The organism is Cellvibrio sp. KY-GH-1, assembly GCF_008806975.1.
GTDB lineage: Bacteria > Pseudomonadota > Gammaproteobacteria > Pseudomonadales > Cellvibrionaceae > Cellvibrio.
Genome location: NZ_CP031728.1, coordinates 2044146 through 2067815, shown reverse-complemented (window position 1 = coordinate 2067815; position 23670 = coordinate 2044146). Strand labels below are relative to the sequence as shown.

The window sequence follows — 23670 nt, the reverse complement described above, 5'->3', positions numbered from 1 at the left end:
TGCGAGTAGGTAACCATGACAACCAAACTATATTTTCTTGCAATTTTTTTTAGCGCTTTGGGGTTGAGTGCTTGCCAAACTATTACTCAAATTAAAGATCCCGCCAATACCTATACACCAGAAGTTACCTATCAAAAATTGATTGGTGAATATTCATTTATTTCAATTCCCGATTACACGCTTCCACCTTCGGTAAAAGAAATTAAAAACATCAGCTATGTGCGTTATGGAAACCGTGTATTACAACTGGATTTGTATTTACCAGCAAACAAAAGAGATCAATCACGGCCTGCGCTAATCTTTGTGCATGGTGGTGGTTGGGGGGGCGGGTATAGAACCAATTTTACACCTTTCGCAATAGCTATGGCAGAGCGGGGTTATGTGGCAGCGACTATTAGTTATCGTTTATCTGGTGAAGCACAATATCCGGCTGCGATTTACGATGCAAAAGCAGCGGTTCGCTGGCTGCGCACTCACGCTGAAAAATATGCAGTGAACCCGCATCAAATTGCGCTTGCCGGGGGGTCTGCGGGAGGGCAAATTGCCAGCCTTACTGGCGTAACCTCAGGTATTGCCAAATTCGATCCCCAAGCGCAAACGTCTGCTGTTTCTAGCGATGTACAAGCCATTATCAATATCGATGGTTTATCAGATTTTACGTCTGAAGCAGCGCGCTTGCATGAAGATGACCCGCGTAAAAAGCCATCTGCTGCCGGTGCCTGGTTTGGTGGGCGTTATGCTGAAAAAGCGGAGCTGTGGCATGAGGCATCGCCGATATTTTATGTTAATAAAAAGACACCGCCGATTTTATTTTTGATCAGCGCCCAGGAGCGATTCAGTGTTGGGCATAGGGAAATGATTGAAAAGATGAAGCCGTTAGGAATTCCGTATCAAGTGACGAAAATCTCTAATACACCACACTCCTTTTGGTTATTTGATCCTTGGTTGCAACCTTCTGTTGATGCCGTGGTTACGTTTCTCGATAAGCAATTCAAGGTAGTGCGTAGCGATAGTGGCCCGTAATCGGATACGCAAATAATACATCTTCCAGTTGCGGGCCGGCGCCGATATTGTGAACGATAAGTCGGCGTTGTCCATCTGCTGAAAGTCTGTCGGTCACCACACCTATGTGCGGTAATTTATTGGCAAGCATCCAGGTAACCAGATCACCGGGTTGATAATCTATTGTCACTTGGGTTAACGGAAGTTTCTTTCCGTGACGAGTGAAAAAAGTTTGCAGGTTGGGTACACGTCTATGATCGATATTGGTGTCGGTTTTTGTTTGTCCCCAATTGCGCTTTGCTGGATACAGTGAAAAATTTTCGCGCATATCCTTATGCACCAACTCTTGCAAATCTACTCCTATTTTTCGATAGGCCCGAATAACAACATCGGTACAAACGCCGTATTGTTGGGGTATATCGCCCATGGGATAGCTAATCTTAAAATACGCACCGTTATAGGTGATGTCATCCTGAGTTTGAGCGAGCGCTGCCGCAATAAAAGTTTTCTGTTTGGCCGAGGGTGTCTCTGCGTTCAGTACTGAAACTGGCAAACTGAACAGCAGCAAACATAGACAGCGACTAATTGTTGTCATGATTGGCGATAAATAATCTAGAGTGAGGGTGCTTTTTGCAATTTGGTCTTCCAGTAGAGCAGGCTGGAAAAAACGCTTACGTATCTGGTTAGCAGCAGCACTGTGCACAGCCCCAGAATAACGCCGCTGCTATTGGCGAGCATGTCAGTCATGCTAAAGGTGCGCGGCGGATTAAAGTGCTGGCCAATCTCGATTGCAAATGAGTAAACGATTAAAAGTGTTGCGCGTCGCCAAAGTACCCAGTGAGGGCGAGCAAAGCTAATTGAAAAGGCAGCTACAACGTAGCCGGTAAAATGCATTAATAAGTCATTAAAAACCGGGACGGAATTTTCTGGATGAGGTGTTAAGCCGAGATAAGTGTAGATAATCAATAATAGATAAAACTGCGCAACACAAACTAATCGCCACAACATGAGAATCTTCCTCAAAAAATTTCGGAAAAGATAACAGCTTTGCTAATTGTAGGCGATCTTGTTGTGTTTATTTAACCAAGCTTACCAGCGGCTCGGCGGCGTAAAGATCTTGCGGTGTATTGATATTAAAAAACGGATCATAGGTATCTGCGGCAAAGGTCACTTCTACCATTTTTTGTTGTTTAACCCATTCTTGCAAACGCGGTACATCCCCGGTCATTAATTGTTGTTCGATTTTATCCGCCAGAGACACATGCCAAAGCGCAAACACCGGATGGCTGCGCAAGCGGGAATTTGCGATGACAAGTAGGCTGTGATGGCTAGCTGCAGCAGCTAATAATTGGGGAACCAAATCCAGCGGAAAAAAGGGTGTGTCAGAAGCGAAGCTCACCAGCCATTCGGCATTGGGATTGTCTTTACGCATCCAATTTAGTCCGGCGTGAATACCGGCCAGGGGGCCCAGGTTGCCGGGCAACAAATCTGGTACAACCGGTAGGCGGTTACGTGCAAAACGCAGGCTGCTGCCGTTGGCATTCAACAGCAGTTTTTCTACCTGGGGTTGGGCGCGCTCAACAGTCCGTTGCAGCAGGGTTTTACCGGCGAGTGGCAGTAGGCATTTGTCGCCTCCGCCCATGCGTTTGGCAAGGCCGCCGGCGAGAATGATGCCAACAACGGATTGGGATTTACTCATAAAAATAACGTGTAAAAAGTTTGAATAAACAGTCGATAACGGAATCTGTAAAAGGGTTCGGCTGGGCCAGACTTGGTCGATGATTGGCAAATGGCATGTCCCGGCTGGTGGCGCAATAATCCTTTTATTTATGTCGCCTAGTGTAGCTGTTGCGTTGCTCAAGAACCATTATTTTTCGCGTGTTTCGCGTAAAAAGCCTGTGTATTGGTAGTATTTATCGGCTATACCCCGGCAATAAATATCGTTAGGATTGCAGTAGCCAGTTATCGGCAGGAAAAAATCATAATCAAAAACGTAAAAGGAACATGCATGATGCAAAGCTCCCCTTCAGTTTTTCTACGCTCCCCGTATTTTTGGGCTGTTTTCTTGATGCTTTCCTTTTTTGCATCGGTGGCCGCAATTAAATTGATGTTTTTGGCTGCGCCCGGTTTAAACCTGGACATCACGTTTTCGCGCGAGCAGGCTGTCGCTGCTGCACGGGTTTTCCAACAGCAACAATTTTCAAATTTAAAAACCGAGCGTTCCGCTGCCGTTTTTATTAGTGATCGAGGGCTGCAAAATTACGTAGAGCTGGAAGCGGGCGGCATAAAGGTATTTCAAACATTAATTCCGCAGTTGGATGCGGTGACTCATTACTGGAAAGTGCGCACTTTCTCCCCGGGGCAGGAAGAAGAATTAATTACGGCGTTTAGTCCGCGCGGTGAACCTATTTCGTTTGCCTATTTAATTTCGGAGAAAACTCCGGGCGCCGCGCTAGAGGAAAAAGCCGCGCGTGAATTGGCTGAAAGCGGTGCGCGCAAATTTATGGGCGAGCGATTTAACGCGTACAAAACATTTGAAACCAAGCAGCAGCGCCAAGCAAGCGGACGAGTGGATTACACCTTTACGTATGAACATGTACATCTCGCGGTTGGTGAAGCGCGTTTTCGCATCGCATTAAAAGTAGCGGGTGATCAATTGGTTGCCGTTGATACCTTTAAACATATTCCTCAGGCATTCAATCAACGCTTTGATGAGATGCGCTCGCTCAATACTCAGATCAGCCAAATAGCCAGTTATTTAATGGCCGTGATTTTTGGTTTGGGCGGTTTGGTGGGAGGTGGAGTTTGGTTGTTTCGTCGCCATCAATTGCGTTGGATAAATGCATTTGGACCAGCGTTAGTTGTTGGGGCAGGGCTGGGCGCGGCGTTAATCGCAAATATGCCAGTGGCCTGGATGAATTATCAAACTACCAGTTCTGAACAAACATTTATTTTTCAACAGCTGGCACAGGCAGGCGGTGCATTACTATTCGCCTCGCTGCTATTCGCAACCATTTATGCTGTGGCTGAAGGGCTTACACGCAACGCGTTTGCTGAGCACCCACGTTTGTGGGATATGTTTCGACCAGCGGCTGCCTCTCCTGAAATTTTGGGGCGTTTGTTGGGCGCGTTTGCCTGGACCGGATTTTTCTTGCTTTATGCAATGGCGTTTTATTGGTTCAGTACAAAAGTTTTGGGTTGGTGGACTCCGGCAGACATTACAGTTGATCCGAATATTCTTGCCAGCTGGCGGCCCGCATTAGGGCCCATTTTTACGGCGTTGCAGGCGGGCACCTGGGAGGAATGTTTATTTCGGGCTATTCCATTATCGCTTGCCGTGATCATTGGTAATCATTACGGCTTCCGCAACAAGCTGGTCATTTTTACCTTGATTGCACAGGCATTAATTTTTGGTGGTGCTCACGCAAATTATCCCAATCTTCCCGGATATAGCCGTCTCATCGAATTATTTATTCCTGCGTTGGTATTTGGTTTGGTGTATCTGCGCTTTGGTTTGATGGTCTCTATGATCACTCATTTTGAATATGACTTGGTGTTAATGAGCTTGCCGATTTTTACAGCGACCGATGTAAGCTTATGGGTTGATCGAGTGTTAGTTGTTCTTGCCGGCGTTGCACCGTTATTGGTATTTGCCTGGGCGTGTTTGAAACGGGGGCAATTTACAGCGTTGGCCGATGAATGGCGCAATGGCGTCGTTGAAGTTGTTGTTCCGGTGAATTCGCCTAGCGAGCCTATTAATGATGCACCTACGACTACCCGTGCAATTTTTATCAAACCAGTGTGGTCAGCTGCCTTGGTAATTATTTCTGTTGCCTTGATTATCACAACGGCAACCAAAGCACCACGCATTGATTGGACTCCTTACTCCTATCAAATTGATCGCCACCAGGCCAGAGTGGCGGCGGAAAATATTCTGCGCGAAAAAAATATCACTTTGACTGGGGGGTGGCACTCCAGTGTCATCACCCATAACGGGTGGTCGCAACCACTGGAGTATGTATGGCGAGAAACGGGTGCGGACAAAGTCCAAGGTTTGATTGGGAAATACCTGGATAAACCTTTTTGGGTTGTGAGCTGGCGTAAATTTGACGGGCCAGTCGAAGAGCGTGCAGAAGAGTGGCAGGCCTGGTTGTATCCGGATGGTAGCCTTCATGAATTAGTGCACAAGCTACCTGAGGCAAGGGCAGGAGAAAAATTATCGCGCGAGCAGGCCATTGTTAAAGCACAGGATTGGATTCGCCAGTTGAACTGGGCTGACCCCATGTTGTTGGAAGAAAAATCGGTGGAGGAAATCCAACGTCCTGCGCGCAGTGATTGGGTGCTGACTTATCTTGATAAACGCGCGTATGACCATAACAACGCGCGCGCAGCAATCATTATTAAATTGGCCGGTGATGAGGTGGTGAGTTATGTACGCACCATCGATATTCCTGAGGCCTGGACGCGTGCCGAAAGTGAAGAATATTCTCGTCAGCAACCCTATCGAATAATTGCGCAAGTGGCATTACTTGCCCTGGTTGGTTGTGCAGCATTGTGTTTTTTCCGCAAACAAACGACGCGCAGTTTTAGCTTCAAGGCGGCGTGGCCATGGATCGCGGTGGGCGTTGTTGCACAAGTGGTGGTGACGCTACTCTGGTTTGACCAGATACTAGGCGCTTTACAAACTACAATGGGTTGGTGGATACAAATCGCGATGATGCTGTTTGGAATGGGTGTTGCGGTGGTTGCCCAAGGTGTAGTGTTATTTTTTGCCGCTCAGGCAATTCACGGGCAGCGCCCGCGTCCGGATACCAACCTCGCGCGTGATTTTATGTTGGGTGCCACTTTGGCATTCGCGCTCACTGGCTTTCGTTGTCTGTTGGAGTTGACCTTACCTTCCACGTGGGCGCCGGGCTCGTACTCAGCAGATTGGGCGACGCCGATTCCCTGGCTCACAACCATCCTGAATGGTTTTAAAGGCGTGTTTCCGTTTGTAATATCGATCATCCTCGCATTGGGGTTGGTGCGCTTCAGCAGCAAGCCCTGGCGCTTTGCATTAATCAGCCTATTGGCACTGATCTGGCTATTTTGCTCGTCGCTGGCCAGCCGGGAATTTCCGCAGTTACTAGGTCAGCAGCTTTACCCTTTTATTGGTGTGGCGTTGGTGATGTTGCTGATTCGCTCACAACAGATGGGTGTAGCGCTTGTGATGTTCGGCATGCTAATTGTCTTGCGCCAATTGGGTGTAATGCATGCGATTTATCCGGGGGCCTTATGGCACGCGTTGCTCAGCGCAGTAATTTGTAGCCTGTTAACTTATGGATTAGTACGGCATTGGTATCGTCGTGGGTTAGAATAACTGGCGGTATCTGGCGCGCTGAAAAAGGCACGGCATTCAGTGCCTTTTTTTGTTTGCGCATACTGCTATCTTTAATTGATGAATTTGGTGGAGTTGTCGTATGGAATTAAAGCTGGAAGATTTTCGTCGCGAATACACCCAAGGTGGATTGGAGTTTACGGATCTCGCGGCTAGCCCATTCGAACAATTTCAGCGTTGGATGGAGCAGACCATTAAATCCGGCTTGCCAGATCCCAATGCGATGACAGTGGCGACGGTTGATGCGACTGGGCAACCTTCCCAGCGCATTGTGCTGCTAAAGCACATGGATGAAAGAGGTTTTGTGTTTTACACCAACCTGAATAGTCGCAAAGCCCAGGAGTTGAAACAAAACCCCAAAATCAGTTTGCATTTCCCCTGGTATTTTCTGGAGCGGCAAGTGAAAGTTTGCGGTGTGGTTGAGCAATTGTCGGCGGCAGAGGTTTTGAAATATTTTGTAACCCGCCCGCGTGATAGCCAACTGGGTGCATGGGCGTCCCAACAAAGCAAACCTATATCATCGCGTGCGCTGTTAATGCAGCAATTCGAATCCATGAAGAATAAATTCGCCAAGGGTGAAATTCCGGTGCCGGACTTTTGGGGTGGCTTCCGTGTTAATCCTCACCAAATTGAATTCTGGCAGGGTGGTGCGGCGCGTCTGCATGATCGTTTTCAATACAACTTGCAGACGGATAACTCCTGGTTCATCCAACGTTTGGAACCATGATAGGTACAATCATGGCACTAACGTAGGTTGGGTTAGGTACGAGTTACACGAGTACCGTAACCCAACAAAGCAACGTCAATAAACACCTAAAAACGCTGAACTATATTCGCCCAAAAAATGAAATTTATTCAATTAAAAACTCCCGGCGATGCCACTCAACTTTTTATCGATGAAGGTGAAGTTCCTGTGCCTAAATCGAATGAAGTTTTACTTCGCGTTCACGCCGCCGGCATTAATCGACCGGACATTTTACAGCGCCAGGGCTTATACCCACCGCCAGCAGATGCATCGCCAATTCTCGGTTTGGAAGTGGCGGGCGAAATTGTTGCGTGTGGTGATCAGGTTGCTCGTTGGCAAGTGGGCGATAAAGTTTGCGCATTGGTTAACGGGGGTGGATATGCTGAATATGCCCTTGCACCGGAAGCCCAGTGTTTACCAATTCCTGAATCATTTTCTTTCGTTGAAGCCGCTACGCTACCGGAAACTTTTTTTACCGTGTGGCACAACTTGTTTCAGCGCGCGCAAATAATGGCTGGAGAAACTCTGTTGATTCACGGCGGCACCAGTGGTATTGGCGTTTGCGCTATACAATTGGCGGTCGCTTTTGGTGTTAACGTAATAGCTACGGCAAGTAGTGCAGAAAAGTGCGCGGCCATTACCGCTTTGGGGGCAGTGGCCATTAATTATCGCACGCAGGATTTTGTCGCGGTTGTTAAACAGCTAACTGCTGGCCAGGGTGCCAATGTGATCTTGGATATGGTCGGTGGTGATTATATCCAACGTAACTTTTCTGCTGCCGCAAAAGAGGGGCGCATTGTAAGTATTGCTTTTTTAAATGGCAGTAAAGTGAATATCGATTTGATGCCGATAATGTTAAAACGTTTAACCTTAACCGGTTCTACCTTGCGCGCTCAGTCTGCTGTAGCAAAAGCAAAAATTGCGCAAGAGTTGGAGTTTAGGGTTTGGCCATTTTTTGCGGCGAAAAAAATTAAACCAGTAATCGATTCGGTATTTTCATTTGCACAAGTAGTTGATGCCCATCGGCGGATGGAATCGAATCAGCATATTGGAAAAATTGTTCTTAACTTGGAGTGACAACCAGCAGAATCGGATTAACTATGCAAGACTCGCCGTGAATACCCTTCGGGACCTGCCGGCAATAAATTGCGGTCGTTCAGTATACGCAAAACATGTTTTGCTTTTTGCATACTTCACCCTTGTAGGCTCGAACCGGAATCCATGCCTCATATGGTATATCATAGTTAATCCTATTCTGCTGGTTAAGGGCTTCGTAAGGAAATAAATAATGCAAAGTTTATTAAATAGTCGTCGCCCGTTGGATGGCGTTCGCGTTATTGAGATTGGCCAGCTGCTTGCCGGTCCTTTTGCGGGGTGTATGCTCGGTTACTTCGGTGCGGAAGTGATAAAAATAGAACCGCCTGAAGGTGACCCTATTCGTGGTTGGCGCGTGTTGGAAAACGGTACATCCCATTGGTGGCGTAGTATTGGGCGCAACAAAAAAAGTATTACGCTCGATTTAAAAAAACCGGAAGCTCAGAAGATTGCGCGGCAATTAATTGATAGCGCTGATGTAGTAATCGAGAATTTTCGTCCGGGCGTGATGGAAAGTTGGGGCTTGGGTCCAGAAGAAATTAAAAAGACTAACCCTAAAATTGTTTATGCGCGTATTTCCGGTTATGGCCAAACCGGTCCTTATGCAACTAAGCCGGGTTTTGCTTCTGTGTGTGAGGGTATGAGTGGCTTTCGTTATGTCAATGGATTTCCAGATCAGGCACCGGTGCGCCCCAATTTAAGTATTGGCGATACTATTTCCGGCATTCACGCCGCTTTGGGAATTGCTTTGGCGTTGCTGGAGCGCGAGCGTAATTCGGGTGAGGGGCAGGTGGTTGATGTTGCCCTTTATGAATCCATGTTTAATTTGATGGAAGCCGTAGTGCCGGAATTTTCCGGGGCCGGCGTGATTCGCGAGCCTTCGGGTACTACGGTGACCGGGATTGTGCCCACCAATACCTATCGCTGCAAAAACGGAAAATATGTTGTTATTGGCGGTAACGGTGATTCCATTTTTCAGCGCTTGATGGAAGTAGCAGGGCACCCGGAGATGGCGCATGATCCGCGCATGGCAAATAATGCCGGTCGGGTAAAACATGAGTTGGAAATTGACAATGCACTGGCTGCCTGGTGCATGAGCAAAGACGCTGATGACATTTTACAATTACTTGAGGTGGCGCTTGTTCCTGCCGGGCCGATTTATAATGTGCACGATATGTTTGCTGACCCACACTTTAATGAGCGTGGTATGTTTGAATCGGTGGAAATCAATGGCAAGCCATTAAAAATTCCGGCAATCCTGCCTAAACTTTCCGATACACCGGGGCGCACCGATTGGCCAGGTGGCAATGTGGGTAGTCACACTCAGGAAATTTTACAATCGCTATTGGATTTTTCGCCAGAAAAAATTCAGGAATTAAAGTCCGCAGGTATTATTTAGATGAATCTCAAACCCGGTTTATATCGCCATTACAAAGGCAATGATTATTTTGTGTTTCAGGTTGCCACTCACAGTGAAACCCGTGAGCCTTTGGTTTTTTATCGCTGTTTGTACGGCGACTATTCCTGGTGGGTGCGCCCACTGGACATGTTTGCTGAAACTGTCGAGTTAGCGGGGGAAACTATTCCACGTTTTCGCTTTGTGCGCGAATTAACGGTTGCCGAGCAGGAAAATTATCTCGCGCCTGTGGTGAGAGATAATAGGGCGAGAGAAAGTAATTCGTGAACAACGATTCAGTCGCAAATTATTCGGCAGATGATATTCGCTGGATGGAATATGCTATCCAACTCGCTGCAAAAGGCGAAGCGCTAGGTGAAGTACCTGTAGGTGCCGTTATCGTAAAAAACGGGGCTATTCTGGGGGAAGGTTTTAATCAGCCGATTACTAGCAATGATCCAACGGCGCACGCGGAAGTTGTCGCATTGCGCCAGGCAGCGAAACATATAGAAAATTATCGTTTAATTGATTCAACCATTTACGTAACGCTTGAGCCGTGCACTATGTGCGTGGGTGCTTTAGTGCACGCGCGTATCGCACGTTTGGTGTTTGGTACAACGGAACCAAAAGCCGGTGCCGTGGTGAGCAAGGCTCAATTGTTGGGAAGCGATTTTTTTAATCATCGTATTAATTATTCCCGCGGACTTTTGGCAGAGCAGTGTCAACATCAACTCAGTCAGTTTTTTGCGCAGCGTCGCGCACAAAAACGAAAAGAAAAATCATCTGAAAATTAATCTCACTAGAAGAAATTAATTTTCTTGGCTGCTGGTATTTATTTCCGTTTATAACTTCCCCGTTTGTACTCTCCGGGCATTGGTTCTTGCCATTGATTCTCGTTCATGAGCAATATTTATCCTATTGATCCTAACTGTCGCATCAGATAGCAATAGGTTTGACGCGTAAAGTTGCATATTTGTGAACAAATACCACTTTTCAGTAAAGAATATTTTATTTACCCTCTAGAAAATTATTTTCAATATGAGATACTGATTAACAATAAGAAGAAAATAATTTACAAACCGGAAAATACGATTTTTGGTTATAAGAAAAAAGTGCCGATTGTTATAAGTGGCACAAGAAACCACAAACCGTGCGATAACGAGAGAAAGCCAAAAAAGACAATAGATTGATTTTATTGCTCTTTTCCGTTTCGCCACCCAGCTGTATTTGAATGTCATTTACTCGATGTGAGCCAACTGGCGGTTGATGCTTCGGCGGTTTTTCTACACCCGAAAATCAGCTCATTACAACAACACATTCACACGATAAGGCGCGAACGATGAAAACCCTGATTGTTTATGCACATTTATTGGCTGCCTGCGTTGCTGTGGGCTTATTGCTGATTCAAGACTTGGCGTTGGCTAAGACTCGTGGTGGACGTTTGTCTGACTCAGCGGTGCGGGAGCTCACAAAAGCAGCCGACATTATGTTTATTGCCCTGGTGCTGTTATGGATTTCCGGCCTGGCGCTGGTGTTATTGGGTTATTTGGAAAACCCGCAGCAGTATTTGCTGAATGAAAAGCTTTGGGCGAAGTTCACGGTCGTGTCAGTGCTTACCGTTAACGGTATTGCATTGCATTACTTTAGTTTTCCCCGCGTTATCTCCACCCGTGGGTTGCTGGGGCAGCCTTCTGTAGACCAGGTTCTGGTTGCCCTGACGGGCGCAGTGTCTTCTGTGTCCTGGTTGTTTGCCTGCTATCTGGGTATCGCGCGGCCATGGAATTACGCCGTGGATTATAGCTACGTGATGTTTATCTATTCCGGCCTATTGGTGTGCGCTTTCATTGTGGCGGGTGAGGTATTGCGCGGGATGCGTAAAAATCAGACTCAAATGACAACCTTGTCAGAGCGTATTTCCGAGCAACTACCCGTAAACGCTTCACGCAAATTTGATTAAGGAATTTGCCGGCAATTTGCCGGCTTTTGTGGACCACCGCGGCACGTCAGTAATAGCCGTGATGTGTTGATGTAGCTCTAGTTTCGACTTGCTGTTCAGTCGACTTAATAACAACCAATAACTGGCTTGGCAACAACCGTTAATCCCCGCCGATTGTTTTCGGTTTTTCTTCGAGGAACGCATTATGAGTAGCTTTAAAGCCTCAGCGAAGAACCCTCGTCCTTTGGGTGTGTTATCTCGCACTCTGGGGGCGCTTGGGTTATCACTGGCTGTATCCACGCTTTCCATCCATGCCCATGCCGCCTGTGTGTACACAGTTAGCCAATGGAGTAATGGATTTACAGGCACGATAAAAATAACCAACGAAACCGCAGCGGCGGTGAGCAACTGGAGCGTGAGTTGGCAATATGCGGGCGATAATCGCATCACCAGCGCGTATGACACCACGTTAACCGGCACCAATCCTTACACCGCTAAAAATGCGGGTTGGAACGGCGCTCTCCAGCCAAATGCCAGTGTTACCTTTGGTTTCCAAGGGACCAAAGGTGCTGCCGCCGCTGAGATACCGGTGATAACGGGCAGCCTGTGTGGCAATTCCGTCAGCTCCAGCTCTCTGGCGTCTAGCAGTTCTTCACGCTCCAGCAGCTCCATTGCGTCCAGCAGTTCTATCGCACCGAGCAGTTCTTCGCGTTCCAGTAGTTCCATTGCGCCGAGCAGCAGTTCTACACCCAGTTCAATTGCTTCATCGTCCTCAGTGGCGGCAGTTGGTTGGACATTAAATGCCACCGACTCTTACCTGAATTTCGCGACCACCAAAAATACCCACAATCTGGAAGTTCACAACTTCACCAGTATTGGCGGTGATATCAATGCAGCCGGTGTTGCCACGCTGACCATCGATTTGAATACCGTGAATACCGGCATTGCATTGCGCGACCAACGTATGCGCGATCTGTTGTTTGAAACAGCGGTTAATCCAACCGCGACAGTGACTGTTAATGTTCCTGCAACCCTGATTAGTGGTTTGGCCGTTGGCCAGGCGACGCAAACGGATATCACTGCCACCCTTAACCTGCACGGTGTAACTGCGAACATCACTACCAAAGTCTCTGTGCAAAAACTGACTGCGACTCGTGTAGTAGTGCAAAGCCTGCCGCCAGTGTTGGTAAAAGCGGAAACCTATAACCTGACTAACGGCGTGGAAGCTCTGCGTGCAGCGGTGGGAATTGCTTCGATCAACGCCTCTGTCCCTGTGGACTTTGCGCTCGTCTATGACGCCCGTTAATTGGATGAAGCAGAGAGAGAAATTATCATGAAAAAATTACTGCAAGTATCGATGCTCTCCAGCGGGATTGCCCTGGGTCTTATGGCCTCAAGTGCGGCAATTGCTCAGGGAGCTTGTAGCATCGGCCTTCAAACCGAAAACAACTGGGGTTCAGGCGCCCAGTACAAAGTAACAGTAACCAATACCGGCGCGGCTAAAACCAGTTGGGAATTGTGCTGGAATTTTGCTGGTAGTGAAACTGTGTCCAGTCTGTGGGAGGGTACCTATACCCAGACCGGCAATAAAGTGTGTGTGAAGAATGTGGGTTACAACGGTAATCTTCCAGCAAGTGGTACGGTTTCTTTTGGTTATATCGCAACTAACCCTGGTGCGGCGCCAGTTGGGTACACACTGAATGGTGTTGCATGTGGCGGTACAGCCTCCAGCAGCAGCGTAGCAAGCAGTGTTGCAAGTAGTGTGGTTAGTTCGGCTTCTTCCAGCGTAGCGCCAGTTAATGCAGCGCGCTGGTTGCTGGATACCGCGAACTCCAACTTCTATTTCACCTCAGTGAAAAAGAGTACTGCTGGTGTCGAAACTCCGGAGAACTTTACCTTCACCCAGCTGCAGGGCACAGTGTCCTCGTCAGGTCTTGCCACTCTAACTATTCCGCTATCGAGTATCAGTACTAACAACACGGTGCGTGACCCGCGCATGCAAAGTATGTTGTTTGAATCTGCTTACCTGCCAAATCTGCATTTCACTACCCAGTTGGATCTGGCAGCGTTAGATGCTCAGGCTCCCGGCAGTATCAAAGTGCAAAGCGTAACTGGTAATCTGGTGTTGCACGGCGTAGTAAAATCCATCGTATTTGATGCGGTTTTGATGAAGCATGCCAACAACAGCATCAGCGTGTCGCCACGTAAGCCTATCGTCATTAACTCGGTTGATTTTGATATGGCAGCGGGCGTGGAAGCGCTACGTGCGATCGCAAGTTTGAGCACTATCGGTGAAAAGGTACCGGTTTATTTCAAAATGTTCCTGAAGGGTGATAACCCAACCAATGTGCCCGCTATCAGCTTGCCTACTGCGCCGATTACTCCTTCCGGATTGACTGGAACTGTAGTTGCGTCTGGCACCAGCTTGAACTGGGCAGACGTCAGCAGCAACGAAACCGGCTTTCTGGTTCGTCGTAAAGGGGCAGACGGCCGCTGGGCGACAGCAAGTAATCTGAGCGCTAACAGCGTTAGCTATATGGACGCGCTGACCTTGTCTGGCAGCTATGACTATAAAGTACTGAGCTACACCGACAGTATTCCATCCGCGGCGACTGCGCCTATTACGCTGGTTATCGATAACGGTTCAAGCTCATCTGCAAGTTCAACCTCGGTTACTTCTTCTGTCTCATCCGTAAGCTCATCGGTTCGCTCGTCCGTCGGTAGCTCCAGCAGTGCCGGTCCGATTGTTGGGAATGCAGCAAACGGCTCCAGTCTCTGGCAGCAGCGTTGCTATGGCTGTCACGGTGATACCGAGAAATTTACTGACGGTAGCTTCGCGATTCCAGTTAATCCGAATCGCGCGTATTACTATCAAACCAAGGGCGAGCAGTTGGCCTTGCGCGATTACATTGCCAAGTACATGCCGCAAGGGGAAGCTGGCAGTCTGACCGCGCAAAACGCAGCAGATCTGGAAGCCTTCCTGTTCACCAAACGCGCACCGTCTGATGGTATTCCGGACAACAGCATTGCGTCATTCTCCTGCCCGAGTACCGCAACTGCACCCGGTCAACGTGTGCTGCGTTTGTTGACTCGTGCAGAGTATCAACGTTCCGTTCGCGATCTGGTGAATTATCAGCAGGATGTAATTTCCCGTTTACCTGACGATGCAATTTCTGGTGCTTTCCAAAACAACAATCAGTTGTTGGTCGATAGCGCGCGTTATACCTCTTACGTATCGACCGCTGAACGTATTGCGGACGATGTGGCGACCCGCTGGAATGCTGTGCTGGCCTGTACTCCAGGCGCTGCAGGTTGTACCGACAAGCTGGTAACCGATTTGGGTCAACGTATTTTCCGTCGCCCACTGTCTGCCACAGAAAAAACAGATTACCTGGCGTTGGCCAAGGGTACTGCTGATGGTCGGACTGAAGCAGAAGGCATGAAAGTAGCGTTGGCCGCAATGTTGTCTTCACCGCAATTCCTGTATCGCTCGGAGTTGGGTGAATTGTCTAGTGGCAGCATCTACAAGCTGAACGCTTACGAAATTGCGACTTATCTGGCATATACCTTCACGGGTTCTACTCCAGACGCGAATTTGATTGCGGCAGCAGCGCGCGGTGACTTGAACACTGCAGCCGGCATTCGCGCTCAAGCAGCAACCTTGATGAACTCCGCTAACACCAAAGTGTTGATGGGTGAGTTGGTTAACCGTTGGTTGGGTACCGAAAAACTGGCCACTCAAAATAAAGTGGGCGTTGCTAACTTCGCAACTCTGGCCGGCGATATGCAGTTGGAGTTGGGTAAGAACTTCTCGGCAGCCGTGTTGGATTCAACGTCGACCTTCGCAACGGTTTACAACCCCAACTTCACCTACGTTAACCAACGTTTGGCGACTCACTACGGTCTGACCTACAGCGGTACTGCCGATGCGGACGGCTTTGTGAAAGCTAACACCAGCGATCGCGGCGGTATTTTGGTATCCGGTGCGTTCATGTCGCGATATGCCCGTGACAACGATGCCAACTTGATTACCCGTGCAGTTGCCGTACGCCGTAAGTTGATGTGTCAGGATATTCCTGAACCACCATCAGGAGTTTCTTTGGACCGTGAAGCGCTGGCTAAGAAACACGCTGCCTTCTTCGCTGATCCAAAAACGACTGAACGTATGATCGCGGACAAAATCACCGAGCCAACGACCTGTTCTAACTGCCACTTGGAAATTATTAACCCACTGGGCGGCGGTATGGAAAACTTCGATGCAACCGGTCGCGTGCGCACATCAGACTTAAGGGGCAATGCGATCGATGCGTCAGCAGTGTTCTTCTCGCCCTATCAGAAGTTGCAATTTACCAATGATCCGGACCGCGTGATTTACAAACCTGAGATTGTCTTCAACGGCGCGAAAGATCTGGCTCGTCTGATGGTTGAGCAACCCGATATTTCCAAACAAGCCAAAGCCTGTCTGGCAACTCAGTTCGTCAGCTTCAGCAGTGGCGTGAGTTCGCTCTTCCTGATCGACAAGGACAAGACTCGTGAAGTGCCTTTCAACATGTCTGATGCCGAGAAAACCGCCTATCGCTGCAATATTGAGAAGTTAACCAACGTGCTCAATACCAGCGGACCGCGCGCCATGCTGCAGGAAATTCCTGCGCTGGATTCTGTGATCTACCGGCAGGAGTGGGCGCGCTAAGGCGCGCTCCATTCTCCTTGTAAACGAATTGGAGTCAAAAAAATGAGATATAAAGATTGCTTCGATAAAGAACGCCGGGATTTCCTGGGTGCAGTTAAACGTTCGGGTATTGCACTAGGCGCAATTCAGGCTTCGAGTATGCTCGCAGGCGTACTGATGGCGCGCGTTGCCGAAGCGCAAACCGGCCCAGGTAAATCCGTAGCTGTGTTCATGCCCGGAGGTTGTACCCCGGCCAAGTTCTTCCCAACCGGCAGTACTTTGCCAATACAGACGGCACCGCTGCAAAGTCATTATGCAGCCGGTCGCATTGCGCTGTTGAAGAACGCCACCATGATGAATGGTGGTCACGGGGTTATGTTTAACCGTTTCAACGACCCAAACCCTTGGGGTAAGCAAAGCTTTGATGTGAATTTGGGTAAAACCCTGAGCGCAAACTCAAACGCACCGGTGAAATGGTTGAATCTGGGAACAACACCTGTTTCAGAGCTGTCGCGTGATTCTAACGGCATTCCTACCATCACTAGTCCGCAAGCCGCGTTGGATGTCTTGTTTGCTGGCGGTACAGGTGGCGGTGGCGGCGGCGCAGTTGCTCCGCGTAAATCGCTGGTCGATGTGCACTACAAGGCGGTCAACGAACTGAAAACCAAGTTGGGCCAACACGAAAAGGACAAGCTCGATAGCCATTTCAACGCTATTCGCGAATTGGAGAGCACCATTAGTTCAACTAATACGGGCGGCTCGTGCCCTACGATCAGCAACACTAGCGCCGTAGGTTTTGACGCGACGTCACGTCTTATGACTGACATTGCTGTTTTGGCGCTGAGCTGTAATTTGTCGTACTCAGTTTCGTTGGCCTTTGGTACTGATGAGCATACCCATGTACTTGACGGTGCCATGATCAAAAACACTCAAGGCGTTTACACGCCGAGACCTTCGCACGACTCACACCACAATCAGGGTAACCCAAGCTACGCCGGTTACTACGATCAGGATGTGACTTACTACATGTCGTTGACCCAGCAGTTGTTGGATAAGTTGTTAGCCAAGGGGTTGATGGACTCGACTGTGGTAACCCAGGTGTCTGACATGGGGAACGTTGACGCTCACGGTGGCCAAAATTGTCCAATGCTGGTAGCCGGTGGCGGTGTGCGTGGTGGTGTGATTGATGTGGGTGGCCTGAGTCAGGTTAACCTGTTCCAAACTGTTGGTGTGCGCCTGAAAGCCAATCAGGGGACCAACGGCAGTCAGTTCAGAAACTGGAGTGGCACCACCATCTCTGGTTTGTTTTAAGGCTTAATAACGACGGCGGGCAGTCTGCCAACTCGGGCTGCCAATGCTGGAAACAGGGATGTTTCATTCAGCCGGTTGCGAGGTGTGTAGGAGAGCCACTTTGTCGCTGGCTTTTTTATCGTCTGAAAAAGGGAAATGGATTTGATAGAGCTTCTTTAGGGCCATAAATGAGTTGGGGCCGCATAAGCGGCCCCATACTGAATCTGTCCCTAGGTCGAAGTAGTCAAAATTTGCGACGAGTTTCCTTTCGTATCCCTGACCGCCTTTCCTCCTGCGCTAGTGCAATCCTTTGATGCCTCCCGAGGCATCGCTTCCTTAACAGGTGGGCGCATCCATTGACCTTTCCTGGCCAGCGCACATCATTGTCTACTTCCTTGATGGTTCCCATTATCCAGACTTGGCGGCTGACGAACTAGTCGCATATTTCGCTAAGTTTTGTAGGAAATTGACTACAACCTATAACTGAAATTATAAAATCACCATTACTTTATAACCTTATAGCAGGGTATGTACTCCCTGCCGGGAAGTTTCATTCGGCTTTGACGTGCAAAGGACTCAAGCAGCTCGTCTACCGGGTGCATGATTTCGTAGTCGCCATGCAACTCAAAGTGCCCGAATCTCTCAATCGCGCAAATGCCTTCCTCTTTAACGTTACCTGCCACTATTCCTGAAAAGGCGCGACGCAAATTGGCGGCCAACTGGTTTACCGGCTGGTTTTTGTGCAGCTCCAGATTGCGCATATTGTCGTGGGTAGGAATAAACGGCTGCTGTAAATCCGGGCTGATTTTCAGTTGCCAATTGAAGTAATAAGCATCATCGCTGTGTTTGCGAAATTCACGTACCTTTTTAATACCGTCTTTCATTTCGCGCGCGACCTCATCGGGGTCGTTTACGATAATTTTGTAATGAGACTGGGCTTCGGCCCCCAAGGTATCGCCAATAAACTTGTCGACACGTTTGAAATATTCGGCAGAGCTTTCCGGGCCAGTAAACACCAGCGGGAAGGGGATATCTTTGTTCTCCGGGTGCAATAAAATACCGAGGATATAAAGAATTTCTTCAGTGGTGCCTGCACCGCCGGGGAACACAATAATGCCATGACCCAAGCGCACAAATGCTTCCAGCCGCTTTTCAATATCCGGCATGATTGCCAGCTGGTTCACAATTGGATTGGGTGCCTCCGCGGCAATAATTCCCGGTTCGGTAATGCCGATATAACGGCCGTTATTGATACGTTGTTTGGCGTGGCCGATAGTGGCACCTTTCATCGGGCCTTTCATGGCGCCCGGGCCGCAGCCGGTACAGATATCCAAGCCGCGCAAACCCAATTGGTAGCCGACTTCCTTGGTGTAATCGTATTCGATGCGATTAATAGAGTGACCGCCCCAGCAGACCACCAGATTCGGGTCCAATCCCGGCTTTAATAAATTAGCATTACGCAGCATGTGGAATACTGCATCGGTAATACCTTCCGAACTGGACAAATTAAATTTAGGATTGCCGTTAATTTCGTCGTTGGTATAAATCACATCGCGCAATACGGTAAAAAGATGTTCACTGATGCCGCGAATCATTTTGTCATCGACGAAGGCATTGGTCGGCGCATTTTTTACGGCGAGTTTAATACCGCGTTCTTCTTGCACAATACTGATATCAAAATCCTTGTAACGCTCCAGCAACTCTTTGCCATCGTCCAGATCGTTACCGGTATTGAGTACGGCGAGTGAGCAGCTGCGAAATAATTTATATAAGCCGCTCTGGCTGGAATCCAACAGTTTTGCCACTTCCATTTTGGAAAGGATATTCAATTGGTCGATAGGGGAAATTAATGCGTCTATCGTTTTGTACTCGCCGTTGGCGTGGAGTTCAGGTTGATTCGGATTAAGGTTGCTCATGGTATTCCTTAGCATCCAGTGATGCGCTGGTCGGTAATATTTCTAAGGCAGTTGCTACTAGTGTAGTGTTATTTTGTTAGCTGTGTATGCTGCGTTTGTCTCTCCGCCTGACAAAGCGTCAAAAAAGCGGATAAATTTATTGGGTAGTGCAAAAATTAATCGAAATGAGGTGCTTATGGGCTATTTGCCTTGTGTTGAAGTGGAGAACTCTCCAAGTGTGCCGGTGACTGCCAGTGTAATTTGGTTGCACGGTTTGGGCGCCGATGGGCATGATTTCGCGCCGTTGGTTCCCGAGTTGCAGTTGCCAGGATCATTGTCGATTCGTTTTATCTTCCCTCATGCGCCACAAATTCCGGTCACTGTGAATGGCGGTTATTTTATGCCTGCCTGGTACGACATTCTGGAAATGAATCTGGAACGAAAAATTGATGAGGCTCAACTCGTTGCGAGTGCAAAAGCGGTTCATAATTTAATTCTTCGCGAGATTGAGCGCGGTGTTTCTGCCGAGCGAATTATTCTTGCCGGCTTTTCGCAGGGCGGGGCAGTGGTGTATCAGGCGGGTTACACATTTAATAAAACACTCGCCGGTTTTCTGGTGTTATCCAGTTATTTTGCAACGCATAGTAGTATTCAAATTGACGATACAAACAAAACTACTCCATTGCTGATTCAGCATGGTACTCGCGACCCGGTGGTGTCTCCATTATTAGGTGAGCGCGCCTTCCAGTTTACGCAAGGGTTTGGTGCTAATGTCAATTATGAAACCTATGCGATGGAGCATACGCTCTGTGGTGAGCAAGTCATTTCAATATCGCGCTGGTTGCAAGAGCGCCTGGCTTGATTTGGCTATTCAGTTAGGCAGGCGGGATCAAATTGATACTCGCCATCGAGCCAATCAACAATTTCCTGTGCAAATGGATTGGGCAAAAATTTTTGATAAGTATTGCGCAAATTTTCTTTTTCACTGTTCGTTAAGTTTTTTAAGCCTTTGTCTTGCAGTTGTGAAATATCTTTTTTTAGTTGTGTTGCGAGTTGATCTCCGCATACTTCTGTGCAAAGTTCTTCGAAGACTTGTTTGGGGTTGTAGTTGCCTTGTAACTCATAAGCTTTGGGTAAACTGGCGAGTGGAATTTGTGAAAGCCATGCTTGATTCATTGGATTGATCGCATGGCCAGCAATATTGCCCGGCAGTAGTGCGTGGGTTTTATCAAGCGCGCGCAACTGCAAAAAATTAGACTTAACGGCGCCGTCATTTACTGGATAGTTATCCCATAAAAACGGCTTTCGTCCGAGCAGAGTGGTGACTTGGTCCAGATGCGACTGAGCGTATTCAATTGAGCAGACTTTTTCCCCGGTCCAGAACATGTCTATCTTTGGGTCAAGACGCTCAGCAAATGTTTGCCAATAGTTTTCCGGCATAGCCCCAAATACTTTTTCCAGCACAGGATCAAAGCTGTAATAGGTTGGGCAAAAAATTATTTTTTTTGCAGTAGATACTTGCGCGGCTTGATGGGCAATATCAATTTGAATTTGCGCCAAGCCAGGAATATCGCCGCGCATGTCATCAAATAGTATGCAGAGAATATCAGGTGTCAATTCATTAATTTGCCGAATTCGTTGCGTGAGCATTGTGCGTTGATCGCGTGTGGCATCCAGATAAATTTCATGGGGACTTAAGCCAATACCAAATTCGATACCGGCATCCTTGTAAATTGCCCGCAATTTTTGCAGTTGTTGTCTTTCAGTGACAGGCCAATCCAGTTGCCAGCGCTTGCGTAAGTGCTTGTCGCTTTTTGGTGCGTAGATGTAAAAATTGAACTGATGTTGTGCAAGAAATTGCGCGTAGGCGTCTCGTACGCTCCAACTCCAGTGTCTGCCGAAAAAACCCTCAATGATGCCTATTGGGGTTGTACGGATTTTATTCGCAGAGCTTGGGCTTTCAGGCATAAGTCGATATCCGGTTAATTTTATTGCGAGTTTGTTGTTTGTGGCAGTTAAAAATGCATCAGGCGCTCATACAAAAAAACGTCAGTGCAATTGAAGTTCTTGCGGATTTTTTTTTGTGTAAATTCCATGATAATTGTCAGTTGCGGCTGCGCGTTGTCGCTTGTGGTTTAATTGACACCTAAAACCCATCTGCCTATCATAGCGGCCTTTTTGAGCCGGACAATTTTTGTTTGCTGCTGCTGAATTTTTTCAGGGATTTTTTAGCTTTTGCTGTTGTTTCAATAGTTGGCTTCTTTTTATAAGACTCTCTCTTTTTAAGGCAAAAATCTAGGATGGTATGCGTGCAAGGGTGTTTTGCTGTAGGAAGTTTATCCTTTCCTTGGTTGGCTTTCGTGCCAGCACCCTGGTGGCGAAATAAGTAACGGCAATTGAGTGTTTGCAAAAGGCGTAGACCTGCAAGTTCGGTTCTGGTACCCCACTAACAGCATTAACGAAACAACGACAATAGGAATCAACCACCTGTTCTTAGGAATACCATCTATGCAATTTGTTTGCGGAGTAGTAAATGACTAATCCAAATCTACGTCCTACTGACTTACCATCCTGGAAGGCCTTAAGTGCCCATGCAGATCAGTTGAAATCACAGCACATGAAAGCGCTGTTTGCTTCCGATGATAAGCGGTTCGACAAGTTCTCCCTGCAACTCCCCAATTTCCTGTTTGACTACTCCAAAAACCTGATTACCGACGAAACTAAAGCCGCATTGCTCGCTCTGGCAAAAGATGCCGAGGTAGAAGCCTGGCGTAGCCGGATGTTTGCCGGTGAGCACATCAATGCCACCGAAGATCGCGCTGTAATGCATGTTGCCCTGCGCGATAAGTCAGTCAACCCGATTATGATTGATGGTGCAGACGCTCGCCCGGCAGTGAATGCCGAGTTGGAGCGTATGCGCAAACTGAGCGAAAAGCTTCGTTCTGGTGCTTGGGTCGGTTACACCGGCAAGACCATTACGGATATCGTTAGTATTGGTATTGGTGGTTCAAACCTCGGCCCGCTGATGGCTTGCGAGGCACTCAAAGCCTATAGCGACAAGCGCTTCAATATCCACTTTGCCTCTAATATTGATGGCGTGCAGATTGCAGAAGTGTTGGAAGGGCTGAATCCAGAAACTACGTTGTTTGTAATCTCCTCCAAGACCTTTACGACACAGGAAACCATGACGAACGCCCGTACCGCGGAGCAGTGGCTCATGAAGGCGGCGGGCGACAAATCCGCTATTGCGAAGCACTTTGTGGCAGTGTCGACTAACCGCAAGCTGGTGACTGCATTTGGTATCGCCGAAGAAAATATTTTTGATATGTGGGATTGGGTTGGTGGTCGCTTCTCTTTGTGGTCAGCGATTGGTCTCCCGATAGTTCTGTTTTTGGGGTATGAGTTATTTGATGAGCTGCTGCAGGGCGCTTACGAAATGGATCAGCACTTCCAAACAGCACCTTTGGCGGAAAATGCGCCGGTGATGCTCGCATTAGTGGGGATCTGGAATCGCAACTTCCTCGGTTATCCCGCGCATGCGTTACTACCCTACGATCAGTGTTTGCACCGTTTCCCTGCTTACATGCAGCAGGCGGAGATGGAGAGTAACGGCAAATCTGTTAACTGGGCTGGAGAGCAAATTTCTTACGCCAGCGTTCCACTGGTGTGGGGAGAGGTGGGTATTAATGGTCAGCACGCCTTTTATCAGATGTTGCACCAAGGTACCGACATTATCCCGGCAGATTTTATTGGTTCGGTAACTCCAAATATTGCTGTTGAAGGTCATCATGATGCACTAATGGCAAACTTCTTCGCCCAGACCCAAGCGTTGATGTTGGGTAGTGATGCTGATCAGGTTAGGCGCGACTTGTCGGCCAAAGGGGTTAGTCCGGCGCGTATCGAAGAAATCGTTGAGCACAAGGTGCATCGCGGTAATCGACCAACCAATACCATTTTGTTAAATAAGGTTGACGCTCGTACGCTGGGTGCACTGATTGCGCTTTATGAGCACAAAATCTTTGTACAAGGTATCATCTGGCGCATTCACTCCTTTGATCAATGGGGTGTTGAATTGGGCAAGGTGTTGGCTGCTGGAATTCAGCCGGAGTTGGATGTGGCCAAAAGCACCAGTGCCAGCCATGATGCCTCAACCCGCAATCTGATTGATTTTTACAAGCGCGCAAAAGCGGGCGAATAAGTTTTAACGCTTGAAAAACGGCACCTTCACTGTGGCAAACGTCAAGGTGCAGGGTACCAAGAGAGAC

At 48.2% G+C, this 23670-nt stretch carries 19 protein-coding genes; 13 read left to right on the top strand and 6 right to left on the bottom strand.

Annotation, left to right across the window (positions count from 1 at the left end; all coding sequences use genetic code 11):
• Positions 1–15 precede the first annotated feature (15 nt).
• Positions 16–1023, top strand: a complete 1008-nt coding sequence (locus D0C16_RS08960; RefSeq protein ID WP_151032002.1) for an alpha/beta hydrolase — start codon at positions 16–18, stop codon at positions 1021–1023.
• Here D0C16_RS08960 and D0C16_RS08955 read toward each other — a convergent pair.
• From D0C16_RS08955 to mobA, 3 genes are all read right to left on the bottom strand, one after another.
• Positions 992–1555, bottom strand: coding sequence for a DUF1287 domain-containing protein (locus D0C16_RS08955; protein WP_225318958.1), 564 nt, complete (start codon positions 1553–1555; stop codon positions 992–994). The two genes, D0C16_RS08960 and D0C16_RS08955, sit on opposite strands and share 32 nt — an antisense overlap.
• A gap of 59 nt (positions 1556–1614) precedes the next feature.
• Positions 1615–2010, bottom strand: coding sequence for a VanZ family protein (locus D0C16_RS08950; protein WP_151032000.1), 396 nt, complete (start codon positions 2008–2010; stop codon positions 1615–1617).
• A gap of 67 nt (positions 2011–2077) precedes the next feature.
• A complete protein-coding gene (gene mobA, locus D0C16_RS08945) occupies positions 2078–2701 on the bottom strand; it encodes a molybdenum cofactor guanylyltransferase MobA (RefSeq protein WP_151031999.1) in 624 nt (207 codons plus the stop codon).
• A gap of 366 nt (positions 2702–3067) precedes the next feature.
• Here mobA and D0C16_RS08940 point away from each other — a divergent pair, with 366 nt between their 5' ends.
• The 10 genes from D0C16_RS08940 to D0C16_RS08895 all read left to right on the top strand — a co-directional run bounded on the left by D0C16_RS08940 (position 3068) and on the right by D0C16_RS08895 (position 17531).
• Positions 3068–6361, top strand: a complete 3294-nt coding sequence (locus tag D0C16_RS08940; protein ID WP_151031998.1) for a CPBP family intramembrane glutamic endopeptidase — start codon at positions 3068–3070, stop codon at positions 6359–6361.
• A gap of 100 nt (positions 6362–6461) precedes the next feature.
• On the top strand, positions 6462–7106 hold the full coding sequence (gene pdxH / locus D0C16_RS08935) for a pyridoxamine 5'-phosphate oxidase (RefSeq protein WP_151031997.1): 645 nt from the start codon (positions 6462–6464) through the stop codon (positions 7104–7106).
• A gap of 117 nt (positions 7107–7223) precedes the next feature.
• Positions 7224–8201 carry an NAD(P)H-quinone oxidoreductase gene (locus tag D0C16_RS08930; RefSeq protein ID WP_151031996.1) on the top strand — a complete coding sequence of 326 codons (978 nt, stop codon included), beginning with the start codon at positions 7224–7226 and terminating at the stop codon, positions 8199–8201.
• A 211-nt stretch (positions 8202–8412) separates the two neighbouring features.
• Positions 8413–9618, top strand: coding sequence for a CaiB/BaiF CoA-transferase family protein (locus D0C16_RS08925; RefSeq protein WP_151031995.1), 1206 nt, complete (start codon positions 8413–8415; stop codon positions 9616–9618).
• Complete coding sequence (locus tag D0C16_RS08920; protein ID WP_151031994.1) at positions 9619–9903, top strand: DUF1653 domain-containing protein; 285 nt, start codon at positions 9619–9621, stop codon at positions 9901–9903. It begins immediately after the preceding gene.
• 44 nt (positions 9904–9947) lie between these two features.
• Positions 9948–10409, top strand: a complete 462-nt coding sequence (gene tadA / locus D0C16_RS08915; protein WP_304487116.1) for a tRNA adenosine(34) deaminase TadA — start codon at positions 9948–9950, stop codon at positions 10407–10409.
• Between the two features lie 545 nt (positions 10410–10954).
• Positions 10955–11572 (top strand): DUF2214 family protein, encoded by a 618-nt coding sequence (locus D0C16_RS08910; RefSeq protein ID WP_151031992.1) that lies wholly within the window; start codon positions 10955–10957, stop codon positions 11570–11572.
• 184 nt (positions 11573–11756) lie between these two features.
• Positions 11757–12857, top strand: coding sequence for a cellulose binding domain-containing protein (locus tag D0C16_RS08905; protein ID WP_151031991.1), 1101 nt, complete (start codon positions 11757–11759; stop codon positions 12855–12857).
• Positions 12858–12884: 27 nt separating this feature from the next.
• The gene (locus tag D0C16_RS08900) at positions 12885–16241 is read left to right on the top strand and encodes a DUF1592 domain-containing protein (RefSeq protein ID WP_151031990.1); all 3357 of its coding nucleotides are present in this window, start codon (positions 12885–12887) and stop codon (positions 16239–16241) included.
• A gap of 42 nt (positions 16242–16283) precedes the next feature.
• Positions 16284–17531: a DUF1552 domain-containing protein gene (locus D0C16_RS08895; protein ID WP_151031989.1), complete on the top strand. Its 1248-nt coding sequence runs from the start codon at positions 16284–16286 to the stop codon at positions 17529–17531.
• 482 nt (positions 17532–18013) lie between these two features.
• On the opposite strand, the gene ppnN is transcribed toward D0C16_RS08895, so the two are convergent.
• Positions 18014–19426: a nucleotide 5'-monophosphate nucleosidase PpnN gene (ppnN, locus tag D0C16_RS08890; protein WP_151031988.1), complete on the bottom strand. Its 1413-nt coding sequence runs from the start codon at positions 19424–19426 to the stop codon at positions 18014–18016.
• A gap of 175 nt (positions 19427–19601) precedes the next feature.
• On the opposite strand from ppnN, the gene D0C16_RS08885 reads away from it, so the two are divergent.
• Positions 19602–20267, top strand: a complete 666-nt coding sequence (locus D0C16_RS08885) for an alpha/beta hydrolase (RefSeq protein WP_151031987.1) — start codon at positions 19602–19604, stop codon at positions 20265–20267.
• 5 nt (positions 20268–20272) lie between these two features.
• On the opposite strand, the gene D0C16_RS08880 is transcribed toward D0C16_RS08885, so the two are convergent.
• Together D0C16_RS08880 and D0C16_RS08875 are read right to left on the bottom strand one after the other, a co-directional pair.
• Positions 20273–21373 carry a beta-N-acetylglucosaminidase domain-containing protein gene (locus D0C16_RS08880; protein ID WP_151031986.1) on the bottom strand — a complete coding sequence of 367 codons (1101 nt, stop codon included), beginning with the start codon at positions 21371–21373 and terminating at the stop codon, positions 20273–20275.
• Between the two features lie 196 nt (positions 21374–21569).
• The gene (locus tag D0C16_RS08875) at positions 21570–21815 is read right to left on the bottom strand and encodes a hypothetical protein (protein WP_151031985.1); all 246 of its coding nucleotides are present in this window, start codon (positions 21813–21815) and stop codon (positions 21570–21572) included.
• 123 nt (positions 21816–21938) lie between these two features.
• On the opposite strand from D0C16_RS08875, the gene pgi reads away from it, so the two are divergent.
• Entirely contained in the window at positions 21939–23603 is a 1665-nt protein-coding gene (pgi, locus tag D0C16_RS08870; RefSeq protein WP_151031984.1) for a glucose-6-phosphate isomerase, read from the top strand.
• Positions 23604–23670 lie beyond the last annotated feature (67 nt).